Origin of the sequence: uncultured Phyllobacterium sp. (assembly GCF_902479695.1) — a bacterium.
Lineage (GTDB): Bacteria > Pseudomonadota > Alphaproteobacteria > Rhizobiales > Rhizobiaceae > Phyllobacterium > Phyllobacterium calauticae.
In genome coordinates this window covers 42,780-69,437 of the sequence record NZ_CABSQF010000017.1, presented here as the reverse complement: position 1 = coordinate 69,437, position 26,658 = coordinate 42,780, and the positions used below count along the sequence as shown (strand labels likewise).

The 26,658-nt window shown below is 56.3% G+C and carries 25 protein-coding genes; 18 read left to right on the top strand and 7 right to left on the bottom strand.

Features of this window, described 5'->3' with window-relative positions; all coding sequences use genetic code 11:
- The first annotated feature begins 50 nt into the window (after window positions 1-50).
- Window positions 51-1,766, top strand: a complete 1,716-nt coding sequence (locus RDL77_RS12475) for a type I secretion system permease/ATPase (protein WP_288193064.1) — start codon at window positions 51-53, stop codon at window positions 1,764-1,766.
- 11 nt (window positions 1,767-1,777) lie between these two features.
- On the top strand, window positions 1,778-3,217 hold the full coding sequence (locus tag RDL77_RS12470; protein ID WP_288193062.1) for an HlyD family type I secretion periplasmic adaptor subunit: 1,440 nt from the start codon (window positions 1,778-1,780) through the stop codon (window positions 3,215-3,217).
- Window positions 3,218-3,338: 121 nt separating this feature from the next.
- On the opposite strand, the gene RDL77_RS12465 is transcribed toward RDL77_RS12470, so the two are convergent.
- The 3 genes from RDL77_RS12465 to RDL77_RS12455 all read right to left on the bottom strand — a co-directional run bounded on the left by RDL77_RS12465 (window position 3,339) and on the right by RDL77_RS12455 (window position 6,434).
- On the bottom strand, window positions 3,339-4,070 hold the full coding sequence (locus RDL77_RS12465) for a response regulator transcription factor (RefSeq protein WP_288193060.1): 732 nt from the start codon (window positions 4,068-4,070) through the stop codon (window positions 3,339-3,341).
- A 177-nt stretch (window positions 4,071-4,247) separates the two neighbouring features.
- Window positions 4,248-5,270, bottom strand: coding sequence for an LLM class flavin-dependent oxidoreductase (locus RDL77_RS12460; protein ID WP_288193059.1), 1,023 nt, complete (start codon window positions 5,268-5,270; stop codon window positions 4,248-4,250).
- 189 nt (window positions 5,271-5,459) lie between these two features.
- The gene (locus RDL77_RS12455; RefSeq protein WP_288193058.1) at window positions 5,460-6,434 is read right to left on the bottom strand and encodes a DUF2971 domain-containing protein; all 975 of its coding nucleotides are present in this window, start codon (window positions 6,432-6,434) and stop codon (window positions 5,460-5,462) included.
- A 329-nt stretch (window positions 6,435-6,763) separates the two neighbouring features.
- Between RDL77_RS12455 and RDL77_RS12450 the strand changes: the two genes are divergently transcribed.
- Entirely contained in the window at window positions 6,764-7,114 is a 351-nt protein-coding gene (locus RDL77_RS12450; RefSeq protein ID WP_223614470.1) for a YciI family protein, read from the top strand.
- Window positions 7,115-7,305: 191 nt separating this feature from the next.
- Here the strand turns inward: RDL77_RS12450 and RDL77_RS12445 are convergent, their stop codons facing one another.
- Genes RDL77_RS12445 through RDL77_RS12435 form a run of 3 tightly spaced genes read right to left on the bottom strand, consistent with a single transcriptional unit; the run spans window position 7,306 to window position 11,977 of the window.
- Window positions 7,306-8,598 carry a cytochrome c gene (locus tag RDL77_RS12445; RefSeq protein ID WP_288193056.1) on the bottom strand — a complete coding sequence of 431 codons (1,293 nt, stop codon included), beginning with the start codon at window positions 8,596-8,598 and terminating at the stop codon, window positions 7,306-7,308.
- Window positions 8,599-8,609: 11 nt separating this feature from the next.
- Window positions 8,610-9,155 carry a (2Fe-2S)-binding protein gene (locus RDL77_RS12440; RefSeq protein ID WP_288193055.1) on the bottom strand — a complete coding sequence of 182 codons (546 nt, stop codon included), beginning with the start codon at window positions 9,153-9,155 and terminating at the stop codon, window positions 8,610-8,612.
- The gene (locus RDL77_RS12435; protein WP_288193053.1) at window positions 9,152-11,977 is read right to left on the bottom strand and encodes a xanthine dehydrogenase family protein molybdopterin-binding subunit; all 2,826 of its coding nucleotides are present in this window, start codon (window positions 11,975-11,977) and stop codon (window positions 9,152-9,154) included. The genes RDL77_RS12440 and RDL77_RS12435 overlap by 4 nt, the downstream gene beginning before the upstream one ends.
- A 368-nt stretch (window positions 11,978-12,345) precedes the next feature.
- Between RDL77_RS12435 and minC the strand changes: the two genes are divergently transcribed.
- The 8 genes from minC to RDL77_RS12395 all read left to right on the top strand — a co-directional run bounded on the left by minC (window position 12,346) and on the right by RDL77_RS12395 (window position 18,775).
- Window positions 12,346-13,098, top strand: coding sequence for a septum site-determining protein MinC (gene minC, locus RDL77_RS12430; RefSeq protein WP_288193052.1), 753 nt, complete (start codon window positions 12,346-12,348; stop codon window positions 13,096-13,098).
- A 29-nt stretch (window positions 13,099-13,127) separates the two neighbouring features.
- Window positions 13,128-13,943 (top strand): septum site-determining protein MinD, encoded by an 816-nt coding sequence (gene minD / locus RDL77_RS12425; protein ID WP_223614465.1) that lies wholly within the window; start codon window positions 13,128-13,130, stop codon window positions 13,941-13,943.
- On the top strand, window positions 13,940-14,203 hold the full coding sequence (gene minE, locus RDL77_RS12420) for a cell division topological specificity factor MinE (protein ID WP_223614464.1): 264 nt from the start codon (window positions 13,940-13,942) through the stop codon (window positions 14,201-14,203). Before minD ends, minE begins: the two co-directional genes overlap by 4 nt.
- 57 nt (window positions 14,204-14,260) lie before the next feature.
- Window positions 14,261-14,443 carry a hypothetical protein gene (locus tag RDL77_RS12415; protein WP_223614463.1) on the top strand — a complete coding sequence of 61 codons (183 nt, stop codon included), beginning with the start codon at window positions 14,261-14,263 and terminating at the stop codon, window positions 14,441-14,443.
- A gap of 364 nt (window positions 14,444-14,807) precedes the next feature.
- Window positions 14,808-15,635: a transporter substrate-binding domain-containing protein gene (locus tag RDL77_RS12410; protein ID WP_288193051.1), complete on the top strand. Its 828-nt coding sequence runs from the start codon at window positions 14,808-14,810 to the stop codon at window positions 15,633-15,635.
- A 95-nt stretch (window positions 15,636-15,730) separates the two neighbouring features.
- Complete coding sequence (locus tag RDL77_RS12405; RefSeq protein WP_288193050.1) at window positions 15,731-17,014, top strand: FAD-binding oxidoreductase; 1,284 nt, start codon at window positions 15,731-15,733, stop codon at window positions 17,012-17,014.
- 14 nt (window positions 17,015-17,028) lie between these two features.
- A complete protein-coding gene (locus tag RDL77_RS12400) occupies window positions 17,029-18,000 on the top strand; it encodes an amino acid ABC transporter permease (RefSeq protein WP_288193048.1) in 972 nt (323 codons plus the stop codon).
- 22 nt (window positions 18,001-18,022) lie between these two features.
- Window positions 18,023-18,775: an amino acid ABC transporter ATP-binding protein gene (locus RDL77_RS12395; protein WP_223614459.1), complete on the top strand. Its 753-nt coding sequence runs from the start codon at window positions 18,023-18,025 to the stop codon at window positions 18,773-18,775.
- Between the two features lie 46 nt (window positions 18,776-18,821).
- Here RDL77_RS12395 and RDL77_RS12390 read toward each other — a convergent pair whose 3' ends face one another.
- Window positions 18,822-19,553: a GntR family transcriptional regulator gene (locus RDL77_RS12390; RefSeq protein ID WP_288193047.1), complete on the bottom strand. Its 732-nt coding sequence runs from the start codon at window positions 19,551-19,553 to the stop codon at window positions 18,822-18,824.
- Window positions 19,554-19,749: 196 nt separating this feature from the next.
- On the opposite strand from RDL77_RS12390, the gene RDL77_RS12385 reads away from it, so the two are divergent.
- The 7 genes from RDL77_RS12385 (at window position 19,750) to RDL77_RS12355 (ending at window position 26,646) form a co-directional block, all read left to right on the top strand.
- A complete protein-coding gene (locus tag RDL77_RS12385; protein ID WP_223614457.1) occupies window positions 19,750-20,763 on the top strand; it encodes an SIS domain-containing protein in 1,014 nt (337 codons plus the stop codon).
- Between the two features lie 51 nt (window positions 20,764-20,814).
- The gene (locus RDL77_RS12380) at window positions 20,815-21,636 is read left to right on the top strand and encodes a PfkB family carbohydrate kinase (protein WP_288193046.1); all 822 of its coding nucleotides are present in this window, start codon (window positions 20,815-20,817) and stop codon (window positions 21,634-21,636) included.
- A 384-nt stretch (window positions 21,637-22,020) separates the two neighbouring features.
- A complete protein-coding gene (locus RDL77_RS12375) occupies window positions 22,021-22,533 on the top strand; it encodes a DUF305 domain-containing protein (RefSeq protein WP_288193045.1) in 513 nt (170 codons plus the stop codon).
- Between the two features lie 10 nt (window positions 22,534-22,543).
- Window positions 22,544-24,007, top strand: a complete 1,464-nt coding sequence (locus RDL77_RS12370; RefSeq protein ID WP_288193044.1) for a YncE family protein — start codon at window positions 22,544-22,546, stop codon at window positions 24,005-24,007.
- A 145-nt stretch (window positions 24,008-24,152) separates the two neighbouring features.
- Window positions 24,153-24,683: an RNA polymerase sigma factor gene (locus RDL77_RS12365; protein ID WP_288193043.1), complete on the top strand. Its 531-nt coding sequence runs from the start codon at window positions 24,153-24,155 to the stop codon at window positions 24,681-24,683.
- The gene (locus RDL77_RS12360) at window positions 24,680-25,456 is read left to right on the top strand and encodes an anti-sigma factor (protein WP_288193042.1); all 777 of its coding nucleotides are present in this window, start codon (window positions 24,680-24,682) and stop codon (window positions 25,454-25,456) included. The genes RDL77_RS12365 and RDL77_RS12360 overlap by 4 nt, the downstream gene beginning before the upstream one ends.
- A gap of 308 nt (window positions 25,457-25,764) precedes the next feature.
- Entirely contained in the window at window positions 25,765-26,646 is an 882-nt protein-coding gene (locus tag RDL77_RS12355; protein WP_223614449.1) for a glycine betaine ABC transporter substrate-binding protein, read from the top strand.
- Window positions 26,647-26,658: the final 12 nt, after the last annotated feature.

Genomic DNA, 26,658 nt, shown 5'->3' with positions numbered 1-26,658 from the left:
CGACGGCCAGGTGTTTGCCTTGTCAGTACCGCGAAAACCGAGATCTGATAATGACAACGAATATCATACAATCCGAGCGCCAACCGACGCATCTGGTAGTGGCCCTTCGCGCTTGCGCAGGAGCCTTTGGTTTGGTTTTCATTTACAGTTGCGGTTACAATATCTTTCTACTCGCACCGTCGATCTATCTCCTCCAGATTTATGACCGCGTCCTGTCGAGCCGGAGCACCGACACGCTGCTGATGTTGACCCTTGTCATCGCTGTCGCGGTTGTTGTTGGATCGGTGCTCGATATCGTGCGCCGTGCTGCGCTTACCCGTATCGGCAGTTGGCTCGATCATCGAATGCGGCCAGTTGTCCTTACCGCCGCATTCGAATATGCAGCCAGGGTCAATACGAATGTTGCCGCCGATTGCTATCGGGATCTTGCTTCGCTGCGCCAATTTCTCGATTCCCCGGCGAGCGCGCTGCTTTTCGACATCCCCTGGGCGCCCGTCTTCCTGCTTCTGCTTTTTCTCGTTCACCCCCTGCTTGGAGCAATTGGCCTCTTGAGCGCACTTGCGCTGCTGCTTCTGGCCCTTCTAACCGAGCTTGCCACACATGAACCGCTGACCCACGCAAGTGCGGCGCTGGCGCGGAGCTACTCCCGGTTCGGAATGGCGCTAAAATACATCCAGGTGGTCCGGGCAATGGGCATGCAGGACGGCGCCGCGCAGGTTGTTTACCGCGATGCGGAGTTTGCGAGAATAGCGCAGGACAACGCAATGCACCGGACAGAGATCATTCTTGGTTTCTCGAAATCCATCCGCACGCTGACGCAAATTCTGGTGATGGGTGCCGCCACGTGGCTGGTGCTGGCGGAGAGCAGCAGTCCTGGCATTATTTTCGTTGCCAGCCTGTTGCTGGGCCGTGGGCTTACACCGATCGAAGGTGCGATCGGCGCTTGGCGTTCCTTTGCGTATGCGCGCAACGCTTTCAACCGTCTCAATAGGATGTTGGTTGCTGTCGCATCGGATGCCGGCTCGCGCATGGTGCCGGTGCCCGAATCCAGCAGCCTCGTGCTTCAGAACGTGAGCTTCGCCGTGCCCTATGCCGACCGGCACATATTGAATGATGTTTCATTGCGCCTCGCACCCGGCGATTGCGTGGCGCTCATCGGCTCATCGGGATCTGGCAAATCGACGCTTGGGCGGATCATGGCCGGCGTGCTGCAGCCAACGAGCGGAAGCGCTCTGCTTGGTGGCGTGGATATATCAGCGCTGCGTCTTTGCGGCGGTACACGCCATATCGGATACCTGCCGCAGGACATCGAATTGTTCGGCGGCGCGATCAAGGAAGTAATCGGCCGTCTCGATGGCGCGGATTCCGCCAAGGCAATCGAAGCGGCCAAGCTCGTCGGCCTGCATGAAGCCATCATGCGCTTGCCGCAGGGCTACGAGACCGACATCGGCGAGGGCGGCAGCTTGCTCCTACGCGCACAACGACAGCAGCTCGGACTGGCAAGGGCGGCTTACGGCAATCCAGCCCTCGTTGTGCTTGACGATCCAAACTCAAGTCTGGACTATGATGGCGAGCGTGTCCTGTTCAATGCGATCCAACGCATGCGAGCCAAGCGGATGACGGTCGTCATTATCACGCACCGGTTGGGTGTTCTTCCGGTCACCAACAAAATTGCGATCATGCGAAACGGCACCATCGATGCCTTCGGAGATAGTGACGAAATTTACGACACGTACCTCCAACCGCCAGCGCGAACAGGGACATAGGAGGCAGCGAAATGGCCCTCGTTCAATTCGATATACCGCTCAAGTTTTCGGGTGTGCTCAACACATTGCGCCATGCCATCGTAAAGTCGGATCAAAACAAGAAGCACTTCGTCTATGTGCCAATCGCGGGACCAACCAGCGGGGCGCTGGCACCTGCTTCCCCGATGCCAAGGCTTCGAAATGTCGCCTTGTTAGGCAACCTGCTGATCGGTGTCTTCATTATTGGCCTTGGCACCTGGTCGATCTTTGCGCCACTCAAGAGCGCGGCCATTGCCGCAGGTGTTGTCGAGCCTGAAACGAGCCGCAAGGTTATCCAACATCTGGAAGGCGGTATCGTGCGGCAAATCCTTGTCAAGAACGGCGACGCTGTGAAAGCTGGCCAGGTTCTCTTCCAGCTTGACGACACGAAATCACGCTCGGAGCGCGACAGTCTCCAGGGACAGCTCTGGGATGCCAAGGCAAGTCACGCGCGCCTGAGTGCAGAACAGAAGGGCAGCGACCGCGTTATGTATGGCGCGGATCTCGAAATCCTCAGAGTCACCAATCCGGCAATCAACGGCATTCTCGACGGACAAGATCACATCTTCGAGACGCGCCGTCTGGTGATGAAATCCGAGATCGCCATCACGCAGAAGAAAATGGATCAGGTGCAGGAGGAAATCTCTGGTCTCATGGCGCAAAAAGCGGCGCTGACGCAGAGGGTGGAAATCGCGCGGCAGGAGCTCGATGCCGTCTCCCCGTTGGCCGCCAAGGGGCTTGAACGAAAGACCAGGCTCCTTGTCCTGGGACGGGAAATAGCGGATCTCGATGGCCAGCTCGGCGAAGTTGTCGCCCAGATATCACGCGCATACCAGGTCATCAGTGAAAGCCAGGCCTATCTTGTGAAAATCGAAAGTGACCGGCAAAACGAAGTCGCCCAAGGTATTCGCGACACGGAAAGCCAGACATTGCAACTGAGCGAAAGATTGCGGGCAATCGATGATCAACTCACGCGGACTGCAATCAGAGCGCCCGAGGATGGGGTGGTCATTGACCTGCGCATCCATACTGCAGGCGGTATCATTGGCGCGGGCGAGCCGCTCGTCGATCTCGTGCCGCGCAATGGCAGTCTTGTTGTGTCCGCGCATGTGCGGCCAGAAGATATCAACCGCGTGCATTCTGGACTCGAAGCGCAGATTCATCTGCTTCCCTACAATCAACGTCGCGTACCGTTGCTGAAAGGTGTGGTCGAATACGTCTCCGCCGATCGTCTCGTCGATAAGCAAAGCGGCCAAGCTTACTACGCCGCAACAATTCGCGTGACCGACGAACGGCTGGCGAAGATGCGCGATGTTAAGCTGATTCCGGGCATGCCTGCGCAGGCGTTGATCGAAACCGGGGAGAGCAGTGTGGCGTTTTACGCGGTCAGGCCGCTCCTTGACAGTTTCAACCGCGCGTTTCGCGAAGATTGACCGATAGCAAGTGGAGCGATCCGGATGGTGTTGCGCGGCGAGGGGTATCGTCGGGCATATTCTGGACTATTGAGTGCGCTTGAGGATGCTTGAGAAGACCTCACTCAAAATAGTCCAGGAGCTATTGTGCGGGAATGTCTGACGTTACCCTTTGACCGAGCCGTGCGACCACTTCGGTTCTGTTCTGCACCTGCAATTTTCGCATGATGTGCTGCAAATGCATTTTCACCGTATGATCCGAAAGATTTAGCTTGCACGCAATGACTTTGTTGGGATGTCCGCATTGCAGTTCTGCAAGAACATCCGCTTCGCGCGGGGTAAAATCTGCAATCGACATATAGTGTGCGTTGTTCTCGATTATCCTGCGCGGCTTGTCCTGGGGCTTGTTGCGCATCGCCGACGCGTTCGCGTGTGCGACAAACGGGTGCGGATAGAAAACACCACCGGCAAGGATGAGTCGCATACCCGCAAGGGCGACGTCGATCGGAACTGAGGTTGTGAAGTAGCCGCGAATGCCCATCTCAAGCGCCTGAGAGGCGACCAACGTATCATCCATGTTGGAGAGAAGGGCGATCGAAGCCTCAGGAAACATGTTTCTAATTACGTCAAGATCGTCGCAGAGACTTGCGCTGTCGAGAGTTCTTCCAGCCATGTCCAGTGCGATGAGATGCACATCCATCCCGAGAGCACTATCGAGAGTCTTGACGGAGACCATGTCGATGAAGTCCCAGCCCGCAAGTTCATCCTGGAGGAGCCGGATGATCGTTGTGCGCACGAGTGTATGTTGTTCTATAACGATTACCGTCGGCGTATTGTGTGCCTTGCGGCGTTTTGTATCTTGACCGATGGACACGTGTTGCTCCCTATTTGGATGTATTCCAATCCATTTTTGCAGAGCATACTATTCCCGTTCTTCATGCATGTCATGATTATAGTGGGATTAGATCCCGTTCTACATCGATATACATCAATTGGGCTATATACGCTTTCCATCCAACTCTCAGCGTTCGGAGAATTTCGCTGGACGCCGTCACCTCCATCCGAGCGCGGGCGCAACGTGCGTCAGGATTGCTTCGAGCACATGTACGTTGTAATCGACGCCCAGCTGGTTTGGCACCGTTAACAGCAAAGTATCCGCCTCCACGATGGCCTCATCCTGCGCAAGCTGTTTCACAAGCGCTTCGGGCTCAGCTGCATAACTGCGGCCGAAAATGGCTCTGGTGTTTTCATCAATGTAACCAAGCGAGTCTCCTTCCTTGCTGCCATTTCCGAAATAGGCGCGATCGCGGTCATTCATCAATGCAAAGATGCTTCGGCTGACGGAAACACGGGGTGTCCAATTGTGGCCTGCTTCCTTCCAGGCGTTGCGATAAGCACGTATTTGCGCCGCTTGCTGAATATGGAAGGGCTCACCGGACTCGTCATTCTTAAGGGTGGAGCTTTGGAGATTCATTCCTAGTTTGGCCGCCCAGACCGCCGTCGAATTCGAACCGGCGCCCCACCAGACACGCTTTCGCAGGCCTTCGGAATGCGGTTCGAGGCGCAGCAGACCGGGCGGATTCGGAAACATTGGTCGTGGGTTTGGCTCAGCAAAACCCTCGCCCCCGAGCAGGCTCAGAAAAACCTCGGCGTGTTGACGCCCCATGTCAGCATCGGTGGCGCCATCGTTTGGCTGATAACCGAAATAACGCCAGCCGTCGATGACCTGTTCCGGGGAGCCCCGGCTCAGCCCAAGCTGCAGCCGGCCGTTTGAGATCAGGTCCGCCGCACCGGCATCTTCGGCCATATAGAACGGGTTCTCGTAGCGCATATCGATGACAGCGGTGCCGATTTCGATATTTTTGGTTTTCGCTCCAATTGCCGCCAATAGCGGGAAGGGGGAGGCCAATTGCCGGGCAAAGTGATGCACACGGAAATAGGCGCCGTCCATGCCAAGCTCCTCAGCGGCGACAGATAAGTCGAGCGACTGAAGAAGAGCGTCTCCGGCTGAACGGGTTTGCGATTGGAGTGAAGGCGCCCAATGGCCGAACGAAAGAAAACCGATCTTCTTCATGATATCATCCCTGAAAAGGAGCAAACCCCGTCGCTCGGGGAGCGCTCAATATGGGGCCGGATACCAATGGTTGTAAGTGCGTTGAACACAGTGTTCGAAGAGTGGCACAAGAGGCGCGTGCGAAGGTACAGTTTTCGCCCGACAATGGATGGCAGACCACGCGGCAAGCAAGCTTGGTGTTCCGCTGTGTTACCCCATCGCTTTCGCGCGAACAGGCAATTTTGACATGATCACTTTCGCAGCGGGTTGCGGGACGTTTTTCTCCGCCAATTTTGACACGATCTCTTCCCGGATGACCTCGGCATTCATTGTGGGGCCAATAATGACCCGCGAGATCAGCTGAGGAAACTCCAATCCAGTGATGTTCTCCGTTGGCCGATTTTTGAGTGGCAGTTTATAGATCGTTCTGTTGCTGCCCTCGACAGCAGGGTTGTGTTTGATAAGCATGGGCGAAGGCCACAGAAGCGGGTTGGTCAAGACTCGCCATTCCCGCTCATCGCGAAGGCCAGGGTGTTTGGAACATACGGCCGCGAAAAGCAGCATCAAAAATATAACTTCGCGTAGTACGGGCCTGTTGGTCTGGGATATGAATTGCTGATTGTCCAATATGGACGCAGTGACAGTTTCGAACTCTCCAGCGAACTGCTGTCTTGTCCAGTACGCAACCGGGCTCGAATAAGCTTTCAGCGCCTGTGCCACTTGCATGAACGGGGAAGTGTCGACAACGACCGCAACACCGGTTGCATCCCCTTCAAAGGCTCGCCACAACGACAGGCGTCCGGTGTTGTTCTCGTTAGGATCGTGTTCGGCTACAGACAAGACATATGTCTCGTTTCTCAAACCCGGCAGCCAGTCCTGAAATTTCTTTATGCCTTCGTTCCAAACGCCCGGTACACATCGATCAAGCGCGTCAGCGAGTGCAGCACTGGCTGAATTGTTGATCCAATGCTGCAGTCTTTCCAAGCCGGTCTCGATGTCTTGGTGATCGTTCATATCCCGGGTGTTTCTGAACTCGATCTCTTCACTGTCAAGAATTTGGAGCAGATTTTTCGACGTGGTGTAATGGACGAACCGAGATTCCGGTTTGATTGCTGCACGGCTTTTAAAAGTGCTCGGCATGAAGATACTGAGCATTTTGATAACGGCCGGATCCCAATTTTCCATAAATATTTCCCTTGGATTCGGCGCGAAACCACCAACTCGCCTGCAACTCATCTGTACGTGTTTAGCGCGCATTCCCCTACGGGAGAAGGTATTTCAAAGCCGGGCTGGGCTTTAAATCGTGTATAGTCGAGCATCGCGAAACAGGAGCATTGGCGGCCATAACGCCGTGTCAAAAGCCCGATCTTGCAGTATGTATTCCCTCAACCTTGAGACAAGTGCGATTTTTTTCAATGCGGATGTCGATTTGGCAAGAGCTGGATCGTTGTCTTGATAAGTGAGCCAGTTCAGCGGCAATGGTGCCCGCAGCTCGCCGAAGGAGGAATTGTCAAATGCGATTCATGTCAATCGTCACATCCGCCCACTCCCAACCTCCCACGCCGGAACTCATCGAGGCGATGAACAAGCTCGCCGACCGGGAGATCAAGGCTGGCCGCATGCTCGACATGGGCGGACTCACGCCAGTCACCATGGGTGCGCAGGTGCGCATAGCAAACGGGCAGCTCAGTGTCATTGACGGCCCTTTTGTCGAAGCAAAGGAGGTCATCGGCGGCTATGCAATCATGGAGTTTGGCAACAAGGACGAGGCCGTAGCGTCGGCGGTCGAGTTCATGCAGCTGCACAAGGACTTCATGCCGGGATGGGAAGGCACGTGCGAGGTTCGTGCGTTCGCCGGCCCTTGAGACAAAAAAACCACTCATCCGGTCGGTGGCCATGACGGCCGCCGACGTTCATCGGGTGCTCTCGCCATTTGGCGGATTGGGCAACCCCGCCTGATTGCCAGCTTGGGGAGAATGCTGCGCGAACTGGCTTGCTCAAAGGAAAGCCGTCAGGCGCCACACGTCGTTTACGACCGTTGGCAACAGAGTTGCCTTTAATTGCTGTGACGGATCGAGGCAATATCAGCCGGCTTGACGTTGGTTTCCTGGCCACCCCATGTTGCCCGTGCCCAGTTGGCAAGATCCGCTACCTGCTGGTCCGTCAGCTGGTCCTTGAACGCTGGCATCGGCTGCATGCGTTCGAGACCCGGGAAACGTTGTGCGGGAATGCCATGCAGGACTGTGCGGACGAAATTGCGCGCATCATTGATGCGCAGCGACGTGTTGGTGGCCAGTGGAACCGCGACATGCGGAATACCTTCGCCCTGGGCGCCATGGCAGCCCGAGCAAAGGTTGAGATAAGTTCCCCGTGCCGACGCTGTAAGCTCGGGAGCCACATTGATCGGCTTGGGCGCTGGTGGCGGTGTGGATTGGTCCGGCACGGCATCGAGGTTGAACAGGTAGGCCGAGAGTGCCTTCATATCGTCGTCGGTCATGTACTGTGTCGAGAAATGGACAACCTCGAACATCTGGTTGGTCATCGCACCTCCGGCGAAAATGCCGGTCTTCATAAAGCTCGCCAGCAAGGGGACGTCAAATCCCATGCGTGTCAGCCCATCCTTCATGATGTCGGGCGCTGCGACGCCTTCAATGATCGTTCCCTGCAGATACCGCGTCTGCTCCATGCCTTGCATCAGGTTGCGCGGTGTGTGGCACTCGCCGCAATGGGCGAGGGCATCGGCCAGGTAACGGCCCCTGTTCCATAATGCGGATCGGGCCGGATCATTTGCCGGCACCGCGCCGGGCAGATTGACAAGATTCCAGAAGGTCAGCGTGCGGCGAATATTGAAGGGAAACGCCAGGTCGTTGCTTTTGTTTTTCACCGGCATGGGTTCGCGCGTCATCAGATAGCTATACACCGCATCGACGTCTTCCGCTGTCATCTGCCGGTAGGAGGCATAGGGCATTGCCGGATAGAGATGTTTCCCGTCCTTGCCGATGCCATCGCGAACAGCACGTTGGAACTCATACCGGGTCCAATTGCCGATACCATTCTCCTTGTCGGACGAAATATTGCTGGAATAGATCGTGCCGAACGGCGTTTGCATCGGCAGCCCGCCGGCCCAGGCAGCCCCGCCCTTTGCCGTGTGGCAGGCATAGCAATCCGCGGCAACCGCGATATAGGCGCCGCGTTGCGCCAATGCTTTCATCTGGTCCGCAGTCAGGGGCTGCTCGATGTCCTTGGCCACGGCGCTTTTCTCGAACAGACCGGCAAAAACGCTGCCCGCAACCAGACCGCCGCACACGATCAATATCGCCATGATCCAGAGTAGCCTACGCAACGTCATGGACTACTCCCTCAGGTTTTCAAGAGGCCGGGTGTCTTCAGCACCAGGTCGCGCACGGCTTGGTGATAGCGGACGTAACCGGTACAGCGGCAGATATGATTATCAAGCGCTTCAGTGATGGCCTGCTCCAGATCGGTCCTGGCAATCGGCTTTCGTTTCAACTGGTCGATGAAAACGGTTGCACCGGTGACAAAACCCGGCGTGCAGTAACCGCATTGGAACGAAAAATTCTCGATGAATGCCTGCTGAATTGGCGAGAGTTCGACAATGGCGCCAGAGGCATCGCGCCTGGCATGCCCCTCCACCGTGCGCACCTTTTTGTCCTTGAACCAATGCGCACCCGTAATGCAGGTGCGCACCTCATCGAGTGTACCATCATCCCTTTCCACGATCACCGTGCAGGCATGGCAGATGCCTTGCCCGCAGCCCATGCGCGAACCCGTGAGATTGAGATACTCGTAGAGAAAATCCTGCATCATCATGCCCTCGGGCACGTCGACGGGATCGATCGCCTTGTCGTTGACGGTCAGCGACAGCTTCTTTGTGACCAGGGTCATGCCAGCGCTCCCCGTATCTTTTCCGGTGTAATCGGCAAATCGTAAAAGCGCTTGCCAATGGCGTGCGATACGGCGTTGGCAAGCGCCGGCACCACCGCAATCATCACGACCTCGGCGATACCCTTGGGCGGGTCGGTCTCCGAAAGCGGCGCGAGGATTTCCACAGTCTGGGTCCAGACTGCCACGTCTTTGGAACGAGGCAGCTCGTAGCGGTTCCAGTTCCAGGTGCCGTCGCCGGGACCGTCCTCGTACAGCGGCAGATACTCCTTCAACGCATGGCCGATACCCATGGCGATGCCTCCCTGGATTTGCCCGGAGACCAGTTCCGGGACGACCTGGGTTCCGCACTCCATGATCGAGTGGTGCGCAAGCAGCGTCACTTCGCCTGTCGCCGTATCGACGCTGATTTCGGCCAGTGTCGCCATCGGCGCATAATAGGTGACGCCGGCATTGTTGCGCTGGGTGGGCGGATAGTGAACCGCTGCCCGGTTGACGAACTGCCAGCCGTCCAGCGTCATGAGCGTTCTGGTTTCGGCGGAGGCGCCATCGCCATATTTCACCGCAAGCGCATCGATTGGAAGCCGCACCCGTCCTGCATTCGGGATGTCGAATTCGGCTTCCGTCCATTGCCATCGGTTGAAGGTATGGACCGTCACGCCGGTGACGAAACCGAGCCGGTGCGCTTCGGCCGCAACCGCCTCGAAACTGAGCGGCGCCAGTCCGCCCGCGTTCACCTGGCCGTTTTCAAGCCGGATGTCCTCCCGCCGCACGGTGTAGGGGGTCATCGATCCGCCGCCAATGCCGCGCGACCACAGCGACTTCGCTGCCGGCCAAATAGCAAGGTCGACAAGCGCATGCGCCGCTTGCCGCGTGGCATGGCCGAGATAATAGACGCTGTTGGTCGCGCTCATCGGCGAGGTGAAACTTGGCGTCCAGCGCGGGCTTTGGCTGTGCTTGTCTTCGTCTTCCTGAGACATGGTGTATGGCTCTTCGGAGGTTTCAAGCGGCATCTGCGGCCAGCGCACCTTGCCGAACTCCGTCTCGTCGGGGACGCGGCCGAGAATGTCGCCAACCATGATCGCCTGCGACGTGGTCGTGCCTGTCCCGATCTCATGTGCCACATGCGCGAACCTGATCCGGCCCGATGCATCGAACTCAAGCGCGGCGAGTGCCGACTCCGCGCCAGTGCCATAGTCCTTCTGCACGTGACCGTAACCAACGCCGTAGCGCTTGCCGGGATTGGTGGCATCGAACGCGGCCTTCTTCTCGGCGCGCTTTGTCCACAGCGGATGGTCGCGCGCCTTGAGCAGGATTTCCTCGTTGCGCAGCGCGCCTGCGGGGATCGCTCCTTGTGTATTCTTCATTCCGGACTTGAAAACATTCTTCAACCGGAGGTCGATCGCATCCATTTTCAGGATTTCGGCGACCTCATCGACCATCATCTCGGTCGCCGACATCGACTGGAGGGTGCCATAGCCCCGCGTCGAACCCGCGTCGACAGCACGCGAGGCAATGGCTGCGGCCGAAAAATCGCTTTTCGGCAGATAGTAGATCGACTGCGCCGCCGTTGCCCCGACGAAGCCCACTGAAAACGAGAAGTTGGGGCGCCCGCCGCCGTCGTTCTTGAAATGGCCGGTCATGGCGCGGAACTGGCCGGTTTGACGGTCAACGACCAGCGTGTTGTCCATCCAGAACGCGTGCCGCTTCAGTCCCATCTGGAACTGTTCGTAGCGATCATTGGCAAGCCGTACCGGCCGGCCATCGCCATAGAGGCCCGCCAGAACGCAGAAAAACGGAAAGATGGAATGATCCTTGGTGCCGTAGCCGACGGTATAACCGACCTTGAGGTCGACTTCCTTGAGATGGAATTTCGATTTGGAGACGAGGCTGGCCGAGACCTCGGCCACTTCATAAGGCGACTGCGTCGCCATCATGATGTGAAGGACACCCGTCGATGCATCGTACCAGACATTGCCATTGTCCGCTTCCATGGCGGACGCGTCGACCGACTGCGAGAAGTATTTGTGTTTGAAGACCAGCAGGTCGTTGCCGGCTTCGCCGATTTCCTTCTCGATCTGCGCAGCGGCAGCCATGCCGCGCGCCATTGCATTGCCATCGCCCGCAGCCGGCCACGCCGGTTCATCACCGGCAAAACCGCCATAGATCACAGCATCCTTCAGCGACGAGTATCGGTCATCCGCATCAGGCGTGCCGCCGTCGATGCGCACATAACGCGCCGCGCCATAGTGGGCCGGATGGCTGTAAGGCGCCTTGCCGCCATAGCGAACCACCGTATCGTCAAAGCGAATCAGCCGCTTGGCCGCGTCGTAGCGGGCGAAGTCATGATAGACGAGGAGTGCGACCGGCTGCCCGAGCAGCCGGGCGGTTTGCCCTTTTGGCACGAAGAATACGTCACCATAAAAGCCGTCGCCCGGGATGGTGATGTTGTCGGCAACGAGATCTTCGTGAAGAACGAGGCGGTCAGGTTTCAAGTCGTCGCCGAGAAGGCTCAGGTCGATGCCTTCGAATATGCGATCCGCTTTGGTCGCATGCAGCATGAAGGCGTGCGCCTGCTCCTTCGGCCAGTTTTCAAGATCGCGGGCACGGTAATCGCGGGCAAAGGTCTTTTCGCCTGTGACCTTGGCGATGGCGTCGAGCCGGAATTTCGGCCGACCGTCGGCCTTAAGCCAGTCAGGCCCGGGTGAGGGGGGCGTTTGAATGAGTGCAGCCTGCGCCGGCGCTGAGAGAAAAGACACCTTGATGGCGATGCCTGCCGCGACGCTGCCTTTGATAAAGGTTCTACGCGAAACATTGGGCTTCATGTCTCCCCCTCCTCCAAACAATTGCAGGCAGTGTAGCGCGCAGCCTGATGTATAGATACAGCGGACGCAATTTCGGAGTCAAATAATACATGCAGTTGCTTCTGAAAGGAGGCCGCATGTGTTGCGAAGGATTAGCGGCTTTCCCCTATACCGGCGCCGAATAGGATTATCGCGCCGTGGGCAAACTTCAGATCATATTGGGATAACTTTCGAGGCAGCACTCACCCGATAAACGCGGTCGAGCGAGGCTCGGCTGCTTCCTTCGTGCATGGACCGGATTGCAGATTTTCACCTGTGTGAAATCGGGGGAAATTAACCATCTGTTAACCATTCGCCGCCTATACCGCCGGAACGAAAAATTAACTTAGATGAACAAAGTGCTAACAGATTCTCAACCAATACGCCTCAAAGGCCGGTCGTTTCTTGCCCTTGTGCTTTCGCCCGAAGCGCCGATCGATCGTTGGCTGCTCCAACTGGACGACCTTGCATCACGTTCTGCGGGGTTCTTCCTGGGTAAACCGATCGTTCTCGACGTTGAGAACCTGCAAACCGACCGCGTTGGGCTGACGCTGCTGATCGAAGAGCTTGCCAAGCGCGGGGTGTCGATCATGGGCATAGAAGGTGCCCGCCCGTCACTCCTTGCGCCCGGCATGCCACCGGCAATGCGGGGCGGGAAATCTGCGACGGATTTCCAGGCTCCCGCAGCAACGACGGCAATCGAACCACGCGGCGGAAATGCCAAGCCTCCTTTAACGTCGGCGAACGCTTCCGGTGGAGCTCAGGTCCGCGTGATGCCGTCGATTATCATCAAGGAGCCTGTGCGATCGGGGCAATCGGTGATTTTTCCGGAGGGCGATGTGACCATCATCGGGTCGGTCGCCTCGGGTGCTGAAGTCGTCGCGGGTGGCTCTATCCATGTCTATGGCACGCTGCGAGGCAGAGCTATGGCTGGCTCGGCCGGAAACGCATCGGCGCGCATTTTTTGCCGCAAACTTGAAGCAGAACTGTTGGCCATAGATGGCCTTTACAAGACAGCCGAGGATTTGGAACCTCGGCTTCGCGGGAAAGCCGTACAGTTGTGGCTCGAGGGAGACACCATACTGGCAGAGGCATTTGGTTGAATCAGGGCTCGAGGAAGGTAGGAAAAAATATGGGAAAAGTGGTGGTAGTTACCTCGGGCAAAGGAGGCGTTGGTAAAACAACGTCAACCGCCGCACTTGGCGCGGCACTTGCTCAGCGCAATGAGAGGACGGTTGTCATCGATTTCGACGTGGGATTGCGGAACCTCGATCTTGTCATGGGCGCGGAACGCCGTGTCGTCTTCGATCTGGTCAACGTCATCCAGGGCGACGCGAAATTGCCCCAGGCGCTCATTCGCGACAAGCGGCTTGATACGCTCTTCCTGCTGCCTGCATCTCAAACCCGCGACAAGGACAATCTCACGGCTGAGGGTGTGGAAAAGGTCATCGAAGATCTGAAGAAATCCTTTGACTGGATCATTTGCGACAGCCCGGCAGGCATTGAACGCGGGGCGACGCTGGCGATGCGCCACGCCGACATTGCAGTCGTCGTCACGAACCCGGAAGTCTCCTCGGTTCGGGATTCAGACCGGATTATTGGCCTTCTCGACTCAAAGACGCTCAAGGCCGAACGCGGTGAGAGAATGGAAAAACATCTCCTTTTAACTCGCTATGATGCGAACCGGGCGGAACGCGGCGATATGTTGAAGGTGGAAGACGTTCTCGAAATTCTATCCATTCCGCTGCTTGGCATCATTCCCGAAAGCCAGGACGTCCTGCGCGCATCCAACATCGGCTCGCCGGTAACTCTGGCTGACAAGGATAGCGCACCGGCTTTGGCCTATATGGATGCCGCACGGCGCCTCGCCGGCGAAACGATCCCTGTCACCATTCCCAGTGAAAAGCGTGGTCTGTTGGGCAAAATATTCCGGCGGAGGGCAGCATGAGCATTTTCCGTTTCTTCAATAAGCAGGCTTCGGCACCCAAGGCGCGCGAACGTCTGCAGATTCTGCTTGCCCATGAACGTGCATCGCAAGGGCATTCCGACCTGGTCATTCTGTTAAGGGAAGAAATCCTGGCAGTCGTCACACGGCACATACAAATCGATCGGGAAAAAGTTCGCGTGACAATGAACAGTGATGATCAGGTCTCGATGCTGGAGGTCGACATCGAGATTCCATTGAAAGCCGGAGTTCGGGCTGCTTGATGGATACATGAGAAGGGGGTCGGGGCAAACGCCAACCAGTGGATGAAGGAGACGAGTATGAACCGGTTTGCACTTCTTGAACGACTGAAGGAACTTCAGGGAATGCCAAAGTTCCAAAAGCGCGATATTTGCACGGTCAGTGCGTTCCTGCCAATCGATGCGCTGGCCAAACACGTGGCTCTTTGCGAACAGGCTGTTGGGATCGATCCCAAGCCCGGCAAAGCGCACGCTGCGTCTTGATGGCAGCTTCGAAGGTTCTGTACAGATAGGGTGAGGGATCAAACCCGGGCATGGGCCGGCTCCGGTTCCCTGTGTTCCTCAGCCGCGCCTCATCGCTCCGTTTGGGGCGATGATCCGATTGCTGGCCTGTGCCCTTTTTCCGCAAGCTGTGCGCATCATCTGAACAGCGCGGATTTCAAGCCGCAACATGACATTTTCATTTCTCATGATCTCATATTCAAATTGCAACAACTTTTGCGGGCGTTGCGCATAAAATGGCGGGCACAGTCTTGACTCCATAGGTCATTGACTATGAACTGCATTGTCTGACGTCTTACATAAGCATTGAAATGCAGGGGGCAGACGTCGCATTCAGGAGGATGGCATGGGTTATATATTCAAGAGTTTGGCGGCCGGGATATTGGCACTTTCGTTCGGACCGGCAGCGCAAGCGGGAACAACGCTTGAGCGGGTAATGCAGAAAAAGGCCATGGTGGTTGCAACCAACAGCAGTTGGCCGCCGCAAAGTTATCTCGATGACAACAACGAAATGGTCGGTTTCGATATCGACATGTCCAAGGAGATCGGCAAGCGACTTGGCGTCGAAGTCTCCTTCCAGACCCCGGACTGGGCTACGCTGACGGGCGGTCGCTGGCAAGGGCGGTATGACGTGGGCGTCGGTTCCGTAACGCCGACAAAAGCCCGTGCGCAAGTTATCGATTTCGCATCGGTGTATTACTACAGCCCTTATGTCTACGTCGTCCATAAGGCCAGCAAAGCCAAATCGAGCGCGGATTTGAACGGCAAGACCATCGGCGTCGAGACGGCAACGACGTCAGAAGATTTTATCCGTCGTCAGCTTGAGATCGATGCTCCGGGCCTGCCACCGGTCGAGTATAAAGTCGAACCAGGTGAAGTTCGTACCTTTGCCGATTCAATGCTGCCATTTGACGATCTTCGTCTTGGCGACGGGGTACGTCTGGATGCGGTCATCGCCCCGGAGCAGACAGCACAGAACGCAATCAAGAACGGATATCCCGTCCGAATTCTTGATGGCGGCTATGCCTTCCGTGAACCGCTTGTCGTTATCGCCGAAAAGGGTGATCCCGAGTGGACCGCCAAGATCGGTGAAATCATCGGGGCCATGCGATCGGACGGCACGCTCACGGCGTTGACCACCAAATGGTACGGCAAGGACTATAGCACCAACTGACAAAGAAGAGCGCTGGCGCCGACGATTGTGGCAATACCCGCGCTCTATCCTCCTGGTATTCGATCCTTCAAACGCATTCCCCCCGCGAGCAAGCAATGAGTTACATTGATACGTTCTATCGACGGACAATTGCCGAAGACAGACGATTTCCCCTTCTGTCGGGCACTGTCGAGTGCGACACCTGCGTTATTGGGGGTGGTCTCGCCGGAATTACCACTGCTCTTCAGTTGGCACGGGCCGGCCAGACGGTCGTTGTGCTGGAGGCCGAGCGTATCGGCTGGGGAGCGTCCGGGCGAAACGGCGGCTTCGTCGGTTCGGGTTTTGCCAATGACGGCGATGCCATAGCCCGCATGGTTGGGCCTGAAAGCGCGCACAAGCTTCATGCCCTGTCCATTGAAGGCATGCACTTTGTACGCGACACGATCAACGATCTGAACATTGCGTCGGCAGACCCTATCCACGGGATCATGTCTGTCTTGCGATATGACGATGGGGAGGCTCTGAAAGCCCGCGCTGCAGTCCTTCAACGGGATTTCGGCTATGGCGTGGACTATCTGAGCCGTGATGAAGTACAGGCGAAACTCCGGTCCAAGCGATATTTCCAGGCATTGCGCGATCCGCAGGCTTTTCACATGCATCCGTTGAATTATTTGCGCGGCGTTGCCGCGGAGATTGAACGGTTGGGTGGAAAGATCTTCGAAGCGAGCCCCGCGATTGCCAACGACTTTTCCCAACCTGAAAAGATTGTTCACACCGACGCGGGAAAGGTCAAGGCGCGTTGCATCGTTGTGACGACGGGCGGCTACACCACCGGTTTTCTGCCAAAACTGAAGCGAAGCTTTTTGCCGATCGCGACCTACGTCATGCTTTCAGAAGAAGCTCCCGAACTGATCCGGCAGGCCGTCGATACGACGCACGCCGTGGGTGACAACCGCAGGGCAGGGGACTATTACCGGGTCGTCGAGGGGGGCAAACGCCTGCTATGGGGCGGCCGGATTACCACAAGGGCAGCGTCACCGGCTGCGCTTGCCGCCGAGCTGCGGCGGGAAATGGTAAGCACATATCCTCAACTTGCCGATCTTAAGATCGAAACATCCTGGTCTGGATTGATGTCCTATGCCAGGCACCTCATGCCGCAGATCGGGCAACTGCAGTCGAATGTCTGGTATGGCACCGCATTTGGTGGACATGGTTTGAACACGACCGCCATTGGCGGCAAGCTCGTGGCCGAGGCCATCCTGGGACAATCCGACCGATACAATTTGTTCAAGCCGTTTGGCCTTGTCTGGGCTGGAGGCTTGGCCGGGCTGACGGTGGCGCAACTCACTTACTGGAAACTACAGGCTCAGGATTGGTGGCGAGAACGATCGTCCGTCTGACTATGGGGATCAAAATGATTGCAACTCTCGTTCTTTCCTACCCAAAGGCAACAAGACGCATCGGAGCCGTCATCGCTGTCGTGTTTGTTGCGGCCATGCTCTACTGGATGGGTGTGGGCGGAAACTGGATTACGACCCTGTTTCCTTCATTGGCTCCGGGAATTGCAGCCTCGCCCGAGATAACACGCGCTTTAGCGGCGATCTGCTTTGCCCTGCTGATTGCAGTTAACTGGAAACTTCTGGGGCTTTTACCCAGGACGTACCAGATCGGCGCCGTATGGGCGGAACTGTTCGGCCTGCTGTTGTTGTTCTTCTATTCATTCGATCTCAGTTTTACATTCATTGCAAAGAAGATTGGCTTCCTCATAACGCAAGGCGTCGTCACGACCCTTTATATATCGGTGATCTCAATTTTCATTGCCACGGTCATTGCCTTGATTGGCGCAATCGCCAAGCTCTCCAAGAACGGTGTCATCTACGGACTTGCGAGTTTCTACACATCGCTGTTCCGCGGTCTGCCGCTGCTCATGCAGATTTACATCATTTATCTGGGCTTGCCGCAGGTGGGCTATGTGATCGGTGCGATCCCGGCCGGCATTCTGGCGCTATCGCTTTGTTATGGCGCCTATATGACCGAGATTTTCCGGGCCGGCATTGAAAGCATACCGCGCGGCCAGAGTGAGGGCGCAACAGCGCTCGGTCTGCGGCCCAATCATACGATGTTTCTGGTTGTCCTCCCACAGGCCATGCGCGTCATCATTCCGCCGACCGGCAATCAATTCATCGCCATGCTCAAGGATTCCTCGCTGGTATCGGTCGTGGGGGTCTGGGAGATCATGTATCTGGCGCGCACCATGGGCCAGAAAGAATTCAGGCACATCGAAATGCTCATTACGGCATCAATGATCTACTGGCTCCTGTCCATCGGCCTCGAGATTGTGCAGGCCCGCATTGAAGAGCGGTTCGGCCGGTCGTTGAAACGCTAATGCTCGCTCCAAGGGAAATGCCATGACAAAATCCGCCGCTTCATCAGTCGAAATTGAACTGAACAGCGTCCATAAGTGGTTTGGGAGCTTCCATGCACTGGACGATATCAACCTTGTGATCGCTCCCAGGGAAAAGGTGGTGATCTGCGGACCGTCCGGTTCAGGTAAATCCACCCTTATACGGTGTATCAACCGGCTCGAGGCCCACCAGGAAGGCAAGATCGTCGTGGGCGGGATTGAGTTGACCGCTGATGAAGACCGGATCGATGAAGTGCGGCGGGAAGTCGGCATGGTGTTCCAGCATTTCAATCTGTTTCCTCACCTGACCATATTGCAGAACTGCATTTTGGCGCCCATGTGGGTGCGGAAAACGCCGAAGAAAAAAGCCGTCGAGATCGCCATGCATTATCTTGAGCGTGTGCGTATCCCCGAGCAGGCTAACAAATATCCGATCCAGCTTTCCGGCGGCCAGCAGCAACGTGTCGCCATTGCCCGCGCTCTTTGCATGAATCCAAAGATCATGCTGTTTGACGAGCCGACATCGGCGCTTGATCCGGAGATGGTCAAGGAAGTGCTCGACACAATGGTGTCTCTGGCCAAAGAGGGGATGACCATGATTTGCGTCACCCATGAGATGGGCTTTGCAAAACAGGTTGCCGATCGCGTCATTTTCATGGATCGCGGCAAGATCGTCGAGGAAGGCAAGCCGAATGACTTTTTCGACAATCCGCAGAACGAGCGCAGCCGGCATTTCTTGAGCCAAATACTGCATTGACCGGTATAGGCAAACGCGTCGGCGACCGGACGCTGCTATTGCACCGTTACCTGCGCGCCAGACTGAATGAAAAATGACTGCCCTTGTGGTAGTCCAGGGCATAGACCACCGGCGTTCCCGTTGCATTGAAACAGGTTTCAGTGATCAGCAGCGCGGGGCCAAAATTGCGCAAATCATTTCGATCCACGACATCCTGCGGTAGCATCACGGCGGAAACGGACGCGGCCGACATACGGGGCCTTTGCTTATACTGGTCCAGCAGGGCCAACAGCGATCCGCTCCAGTCGATGTCATAAAGGCGGGCGGTTATGATGCTGCGCGGCACATAATCCACGCAATACATTATCGGATCGTCATGCTCCAACCGCAATCGTTCGAGCCGGATCACGCGCGCGCCTTCGTCGAGGTGCAGTTGCTTTGCCAGGGCCGCATCCGGCGCTTCTTCGGAGATGGACAAGACCTTGTTGACGGTGTTGTAGCCGTAGTGTCCGGTCATTTCCGTCACACTTTCGAAGACCGTTATAGGACGGTCGATCTGGATGGCGGAAATTGCCGAGACAAAACGGCCGCGCCCGTGTTCGACGTAGATCAATCCGTCCTGTTCCAGCAGTTTCAACGCTTCCCTCAATGCCGGCCGGGAGATTTTGAAGCGCGCCGTCAGTTGCGCTTCCGTCGGGAGTTTATCGCCAGGCCGGAGGGCCTGCTCGCGAATGAGGTCAGCAATTCTTTCGCGAAGTTGAATGACCAATGTTCGCATGTCGCGAAGGGGCTCGTCCACGGATCACCTCGTCAGCAAGTGGTTTTGATCCTCCTTGTCTGACAAATATGATCCGGTCAAGAAGGCTTTTGCTGAACTTATCATTTAAATCGCTCTCTTTCATATGGGCATTATTGACAATGATGTCAGTTGTCTTACAACTATGAATGTATCTCCGATTAAGAACAATCCACACTTCTCTGCCAGAAAGACCAACATGCTGAATTTTGATGAACAGCGATATCTTCGCATCCAAACCGGCGCGCTCGCGCTGGAAAACCGCCTTGATCAGGTCATAGGAAGCTGTTTGGCTCGCGGAGCTGAAAACATATTTTTCCTCGGCACCGGCGGCGCGGCAATCCTCATGCAGCCCGCCGTGCAATTGCTGCAGCGGCAGTCGCGTTTTCCCGCCTTTATCGAATCGACGGCAGAGCTGCTGGTGACCGGTTCGCGCAATCTCACCGCGAAATCGATCGTCGTGATGCCCTCGCTATCCGGCACGACCAAAGAGAGCGTGGCACTGCTTGAGAAAATAAAAACGCTAGGGGCAACGGTTATCACCCTTGTCGGACATGAGCAGACACCTCTTGGAAAGGGTGGCGATCACGTGTTCGTTAATTTCGCAGAAGACGATACGTCCTGCGAATCTTTCTATCTGCAATCGCTGATTATTGCTCTGTCCGTTATGAAACATCGCGGTGAGATTGCCAATTATGACCAGCTGATTGGTGAACTCACACAGTTGCCGGGTCTTCTTCTCGACGTGAAGCGTTCCTTCGAAGATCAGGCAAATGGGCTGGCCATGCGGTTGGCGAATTCCAATTATCACATCATAACCGGGGCCGGGAATGTGTGGCCGGCGGCCTTTTACTACGGCATGTGTATTCTGGAGGAAATGCAATGGATACGGGCGCGTCCCGTGCATGCGTCGGATTTCTTTCATGGAACGCTGGAACTCGTCGAAAAGAATGTCAGCCTGTTCCTGCTAAAGGGGGAAGATGCTTGCCGTCCCTTGGCCGACCGTGTGGAGAGCTTCGCACAAAACTATACCGATCAGGTGTCGGTCATCGATACGGCGGCATTTGATCTACCAGGTGTTTCTGCCGAACTGCGCGGGCTTGTCTCGCCCATTCTGCTGGCAGCTGTTTTGGAGCGGATCAGCGCCCATTTGGAAGTGATACGGAACCATCCGCTGACCACCCGCCGTTACTATAAGCGGGTCGCATACTAGAGACGATCATGGTCCAAGCCATCCTTCGATTTGAAGAAAGGTTCAAGCACGTTGAAGACACCACTGCGCATTGCTGCCGTTGGCGATAATTGCATCGATTACTTTCAGGCGCCTCCGGCCTATTCGGTCGTTGGTGGAAATGCAGTCAATGTTGCGGTTCAACTCGCGCGGCTGGGATGCCAGTCGTTCTACTTCGGTGCCGTTGGTGAGGATGCTGCCGGGAAGCGCACGGTCGCGCTCCTGGCAGAAAATGGCGTGAACGTTCAATACATCCAGAGCAAAGCCGGCAAAACGGCGTCGACACAAATTTCGATAGCTTCATCAGGCGATCGGATAATAGTCGACGAAGATTTTGGCACCTGCTCTGGATATGCCCCATCGGCTCGCGATCTGGCAGTTCTCGAAACAATGGATCACGTGCATATCGGTTGGCTCGACGACGGGGGAACGCTGCGTCGTCACCTCACGGAGCGGGGTGTCAGCGTATCGCAGGATCTCGGCGTGAACAATGATCCAGCACACCTTGAACCCCATGGGCTGACAATCGCCTTCGGGTCGGCGGGGGAGAACGCCGCACGTGCAACACAATTGCTGACAGCCTATCTCGCCGCAGGTGCTCTCAACGCTGTTGTCACATGCGGCAGTGCCGGTGCAATCGCTCACGGTGGTGACGGTGAAATTCGAGTAGGCAGCAGGAAGACAGAGGTGGTGGATACGACCGGAGCGGGCGACAGCTTCATTGCCGGCTTTCTGGTGGCTTTCCTGCATCAAAAAGATTTCGACAGCTGTCTGGTTGCGGGGCGTGATTGTGCTGCCGTCACCTGCTCGCATTTGGGCGGATTTCTGCAGCCACTGGTAGCAACGGACCCATAAAGAGCGAAAGAATCTGGAAAGCGAGACTATGTTCCCAAAATGGAGGCCGTGGGAAAAGCGGTCTCGTCTGTAACCTCCACGACGGTTTTCAATCGCACCTTCAACGGACAGCCACCTTGCTGTTGCGTATATTGGACCCCGCCGTAGACAGGGGTCTCAGGCATTCTGGCGACAAATATAACACTGCGGGGCGGCGCCCTTATTGGACGGTCAACCCTTCCACCAAGCCTCGAGCTGCAAACGGCAGCGGTAAAGAGATTTCGGCATCCAGCTTCGGCGCAGCAGCTTGCGCGAACATGCTCAATGCAAAAAAAATGCCACGGCGTGGAATAAACCGGCGTTTGGCGTGTCTCACCATCAGAACACACACAATCCGATCGGAGTATGAAAGACATGTCCCATCGATATCTCAATGGTCAACGAGCACTTCTTCTCGCCGGAACACTTGCTGTCGCTTGGTCCGCCATTGCTGCGGCGCGCGATCCTTCCAGCGACGTGATATGCATGAGCGACGCGACGAAATCTGCAGTGCAGAACGAAACGCCATTTCTGACGCAAAATGATGCGGCCATGACAAAAATGATGGCGGACATGGAGGTCAAGCCAACCGGTGATGTTGATCGCGATTTTGTTGCGATGATGGTGCCGCATCATCAGGGCGCGATTGATATGGCACTGGCGGTTCTGCGCTATGGCAACAACGAGAACATAAAGCGTCTCGCCCAGGAAATCATCGTCACGCAGCAACAGGAAATTGCAGCGATGCGCCTGGCGATCGGCGATCCCCTGCCTCCATCCAAGCCATCTCCGACCCAAACCTCGTTCATACCTGATTTGGATACCCACTCGCCGTCAATGCAAGCAATGTCCATGTCACCAGCCATGAACATGAAATAGGGAGTTTGAAATGAGATTGAAGCTTTTTACAATAACATTGCTGATTGGCTCCGCGGTCGCAGGGTTGGTTCCTGCTTTGGCCGGGCAGGTACCCGGATTGGCCTCGGCACCCGACGTTCCGGTCAGTCATCGTGATCGCGTCTACGCTGCCGAACAGTTCTCCAATACAGTATCGGTTACCGATCCCTTCGATAACAAGCTGTTGGGCGTGATCCGGCTCGGAGATCCACAACCTGGCAATCTCAGTCCGCTCTATCGCGGCCAGGTGCTTGTGCACGGCATGGGTTTCTCCCCCGATCACAAAACGCTTGCGGTTGTCTCGATCGGCACCAATTCTGTTACGTTTATCGACACGGCCACCAACGCAATCAAACACGTCACCTACCTCGGGCGGGCCCCACATGAGGCATTTTTCACACTCGATGGCAAGGAAGTCTGGGTCACGGTTCGGGGTGAAGATTACATCGCTGTTCTGGATGGACATACATTTGCAGAAAAGACGCGGATCAAGGTTCCCGCTGGACCGGGCATGCAAATCTTCTCGCCCGACAACAAATACGGCTATGTCTGTTCGTCGTTCAATCCGGAAACCGTTGTCATCTCCATTGCCGATCACAAGATCGTCGGCCATGTGAAGCAGGAAAGTCCATTCTGCCCTGATCTTGCAGCAACGCCCGATGGCAAGCAGGTCTGGTTCACGCTGAAAGACGTGGGCAGGACACAGGTGTTTGACGCCAAGCCCCCTTTCAAACTCCTCAAAACGCTGGATACGGGGCCGATCACCAATCACGTGAATATCGTCCGCAATGCCAACGGCATGTTTGCCTATGTGACTGTTGGTGGATTGAACCAGATCAAGGTTTTCCGCACCGACACGTTTGAGCAAGTGGCTACGATCCCGGTCGGTAAGCTCCCGCATGGCCTGTGGCCCTCTGGCGATGGCACACGCATTTACGTTGGTCTGGAAAATGCCGATGCATTGGCGGCCATCGACACGCTGACCAATACGGTGATTGCAACCATTCCCATCGGACAGGCACCGCAAGCCTTGGCCTATGTTCCCAATGCCGTCCCGGAAGGTGACGGGATGCAGAACTTGCAACCTCTCGGTGTTGCTGGCCAAGCGGCCCACTTGACCCTCGGTTCGGTGACACCTGCTGCGTCTGCGGACGCGAAGCCGACCAGTGTGACCCTCTTCGATCAGGGGCTTACACAGGTCCTGCAAGCTGCGGTGACGGGCCTGGAGCCAAAGCAGCCTTATGTGCTGGCGTTGGCTTCTCAGGCGGATGGCGGTGGTATGCTCGAGCCGCTGGCAGCGTTCATGACCAACCCCGCAGGTTCGGCAATCGTCAATGCGGTTGGCCCCATTCGTCAATTGGCGCAGAGTGGACAGGATGCCCCGAGCCGTTATCTGGTGGTTGCGTCCGGCACGACCACCAAAATCGGTACGCCCGTGCAGGTGCAGACCAAATGATAACGCGCTGCCCGCATTCGGTTTGCCGCCGGACAGCGGAATGCGGGCAGCGGTTGCAGATCAGGACAGTGCGTCAAAATTTCATTGGCACACCGGCTACCGCCAAAGACGCAAGACAATGTCTTGAACCAGAAGGGGTGCGGTCATGACAGATATGGTCGTTTTGATTGAGCCCCTCATTCCGGCCTTGCGGCGATATGCGCGCAGCTTGATGGGGGATCGATCGGCTGCCGATGACCTGCTGCAGGATTGCCTGGAGCGGGCCGTCAGTCATTGGCATCAGCGGCGTGAGGATGGCAACGCCAGAACATGGATGTTTACGATCCTGCACAATCTGGCGATTAACAGCTTGAGGAAAACCGCACGGCGCGGGGTGCATCTGGACATTGATGACGTATCTGACCCGGCTCTCTCCGGACGGCCCGCGCAAGAGGACGTCTTACACCAGCAGGACGTTTTGCGTGCCTTGAAGACTTTGCCCGAGGAACAGAGAAGCGTCATTCTTCTCGTTTCGGTTGAAGATCTGTCCTACGCGGAGACCGCAAAGATTCTCGGGGTTCCCGTTGGCACGGTTATGTCGCGACTGGCACGCGGCCGTGAACGGTTGCGGCAGATTCTCGAGGGCGATGTGAGCAACAAAATTGAAAACGGTCCTCATTTGAGGAGGGTAAAATGAACAAGCGCCCGATTACGGAAGACGATCTGCATGCCTATGTCGACCAAGCTCTCAGCACGACCAGGCGGGATGAGGTAGCCGGATATCTCGAGCAGCACCCTGACGAAGCAAAAAGGATCGCAAGTTACCGAAGGCAGCGGGATGAACTGCGGTCCGCGCTCGCACCAATCAGCGAAGAACCGGTACCTCCGGAGCTCAATCTGGTGCGCATGCTTGATGGTGCGCGCCGTCCCAGATTCCCGGTTTGGCGCTCGGCGGCGGCCGCTGTTGTATTGCTTGCTGTTGGCATAACGGGCGGCTGGTCGCTTCATGATATGGGTCAACCGGCCGCCGGTGGGATCATCGCGCTGGCTGACGAGGCGACATACAGCTATCAGGTGTATGCTGGCGATAAAGGGCGACCAGTCGAAATCAAGGCATCCGATCAGGTTAGCCTGGTCAAATGGGTTTCGGACAGTTTGGGCCACAATATATCCGTGCCTGACCTGACGGGCTCCGGCTACCGGTTCATGGGGGGGCGGGTTGTCGCCACAGCGCACGGCCCCGCGGGCATGCTCATGTACGACGATGACCGTGGCACCCGGCTGGTGATGCTGACACGGGCGATGACAGCCGATAAAAACGCGCCCATGTCGTCGCAATCGACCGGTTCCGTGCAAAGAGTCAGTTGGTCCAAGGAGGGTATCGGCTACAGCCTGGTCGGGCCTCTTTCCACCCAGGCACTCAATCCGATTGCCCATGAAATGCGCCGGCAAATCGAAAAAAATGTGTAGATAGAGTGTGAGCAAAAGCATGCTGCTGCGACAGGGACTGTTCGCTCCAGCGCGGCACATTTTCATCACGGGCCGTGCGAATCCACGCCATACCCCTCGACAGTTCACCCGAGTGGCTTTGCGATGCTCGTAAAGGCCATACATTGCAGTGCCAAAGCGATTGCAATTGCCGAGTAAATAATTTCTACTTATCCGGGAAATATTGGGAGTTTGTTCTACGAACTTACTGCCGCGGATTGCTAGCATGCGAAATGAACAACGAAACCAGTAGGATATTCAAAGTCCTACGTCAGCTCGCAGGGTAAATCATGACTTTCAGAAACGTGGCCTCCATAGGGCTGGGGGTAATATTGGCATTGGCTGCTGCAACGCCGGGGTTTGCCCAGGTTGTGAAGATCGGCAGCAAGAACTTTACCGAACAGTTCGTGGTGGCCGAAATCTATGCGCAGGCTCTGGAGAAGGCTGGCGTGAAGGTTGAGCGGCGCACCAATCTTGGCGCGACGTTGATTGCTCATTCGGCGCTGCTGAACGGCGAAATCGATCTCTACCCCGAGTATACGGGTACGGCCCTTGCCGCCGTGGTAAAGGGAGATCTCTCGGGTTCGGCCGAAAAGATCTATGGGGAAGTCAAGGATTACTACGAGAAGAACCTACAGCTGACCCTGCTCCAGCCGACCAATATCAACAACGGCTATGCCATCATCACGCTTCCGGAAACTGCTGACAAATACAAGCTCAAGACGCTGACGGATCTTGGTCCCGTGTCGAAGGATCTGAGTTTCGGCGCGGAAGGTGGATTTGGTGAACGCAAGGACGGATTGCCCGGTCTCAAGCAGACCTACGGGATCGTTTTCAAGGACTTCCGTATTTTTGCCAAGCTCGGTATCCGCTACAGCGCTTTGACCAGCAAGAACATCGACGTTTCCTATGGCTTTGCCACCGACTGGCAGATCGCGGACAACAAGCTTGTTGTTCTGGCCGACGACAAGAACCTGTTTCCGCCCTATTACCTCGTGCCCGTCGTGCGCCAGGATACCCTGGCCAAAAATCCAAAGATCGCTGAAGTCCTGAACAAGGTCAGCCCTCTCTTGAACAACGAGAATATGCGCGAACTGAATGCCGCTGTCGAGCGTGACAAGAAGGAACCGAAGGAAGTGGCGGAAGCCTTTCTGAAGGAAAAAGGCATCTGAGACCTTTCTGGC

What these genes read in the sequence shown, in the direction of transcription:
- RDL77_RS12475 (WP_288193064.1), top strand. Translation starts at nt 51, where the DNA reads ATGACAACGAATATCATACAATCCGAGCGCCAACCGACGCATCTGGTA.
- RDL77_RS12470 (WP_288193062.1), top strand. Translation starts at nt 1,778, where the DNA reads ATGGCCCTCGTTCAATTCGATATACCGCTCAAGTTTTCGGGTGTGCTC.
- RDL77_RS12460 (WP_288193059.1), bottom strand. Translation starts at nt 5,270, where the DNA reads ATGAAGAAGATCGGTTTTCTTTCGTTCGGCCATTGGGCGCCTTCACTC.
- RDL77_RS12455 (WP_288193058.1), bottom strand. Translation starts at nt 6,434, where the DNA reads ATGGAAAATTGGGATCCGGCCGTTATCAAAATGCTCAGTATCTTCATG.
- RDL77_RS12450 (WP_223614470.1), top strand. Translation starts at nt 6,764, where the DNA reads ATGCGATTCATGTCAATCGTCACATCCGCCCACTCCCAACCTCCCACG.
- RDL77_RS12445 (WP_288193056.1), bottom strand. Translation starts at nt 8,598, where the DNA reads ATGACGTTGCGTAGGCTACTCTGGATCATGGCGATATTGATCGTGTGC.
- RDL77_RS12440 (WP_288193055.1), bottom strand. Translation starts at nt 9,155, where the DNA reads ATGACCCTGGTCACAAAGAAGCTGTCGCTGACCGTCAACGACAAGGCG.
- RDL77_RS12435 (WP_288193053.1), bottom strand. Translation starts at nt 11,977, where the DNA reads ATGAAGCCCAATGTTTCGCGTAGAACCTTTATCAAAGGCAGCGTCGCG.
- minC (WP_288193052.1), top strand. Translation starts at nt 12,346, where the DNA reads ATGAACAAAGTGCTAACAGATTCTCAACCAATACGCCTCAAAGGCCGG.
- minD (WP_223614465.1), top strand. Translation starts at nt 13,128, where the DNA reads ATGGGAAAAGTGGTGGTAGTTACCTCGGGCAAAGGAGGCGTTGGTAAA.
- minE (WP_223614464.1), top strand. Translation starts at nt 13,940, where the DNA reads ATGAGCATTTTCCGTTTCTTCAATAAGCAGGCTTCGGCACCCAAGGCG.
- RDL77_RS12415 (WP_223614463.1), top strand. Translation starts at nt 14,261, where the DNA reads ATGAACCGGTTTGCACTTCTTGAACGACTGAAGGAACTTCAGGGAATG.
- RDL77_RS12410 (WP_288193051.1), top strand. Translation starts at nt 14,808, where the DNA reads ATGGGTTATATATTCAAGAGTTTGGCGGCCGGGATATTGGCACTTTCG.
- RDL77_RS12405 (WP_288193050.1), top strand. Translation starts at nt 15,731, where the DNA reads ATGAGTTACATTGATACGTTCTATCGACGGACAATTGCCGAAGACAGA.
- RDL77_RS12400 (WP_288193048.1), top strand. Translation starts at nt 17,029, where the DNA reads ATGATTGCAACTCTCGTTCTTTCCTACCCAAAGGCAACAAGACGCATC.
- RDL77_RS12395 (WP_223614459.1), top strand. Translation starts at nt 18,023, where the DNA reads ATGACAAAATCCGCCGCTTCATCAGTCGAAATTGAACTGAACAGCGTC.
- RDL77_RS12385 (WP_223614457.1), top strand. Translation starts at nt 19,750, where the DNA reads ATGCTGAATTTTGATGAACAGCGATATCTTCGCATCCAAACCGGCGCG.
- RDL77_RS12375 (WP_288193045.1), top strand. Translation starts at nt 22,021, where the DNA reads ATGAAAGACATGTCCCATCGATATCTCAATGGTCAACGAGCACTTCTT.
- RDL77_RS12370 (WP_288193044.1), top strand. Translation starts at nt 22,544, where the DNA reads ATGAGATTGAAGCTTTTTACAATAACATTGCTGATTGGCTCCGCGGTC.
- RDL77_RS12365 (WP_288193043.1), top strand. Translation starts at nt 24,153, where the DNA reads ATGACAGATATGGTCGTTTTGATTGAGCCCCTCATTCCGGCCTTGCGG.
- RDL77_RS12360 (WP_288193042.1), top strand. Translation starts at nt 24,680, where the DNA reads ATGAACAAGCGCCCGATTACGGAAGACGATCTGCATGCCTATGTCGAC.
- RDL77_RS12355 (WP_223614449.1), top strand. Translation starts at nt 25,765, where the DNA reads ATGACTTTCAGAAACGTGGCCTCCATAGGGCTGGGGGTAATATTGGCA.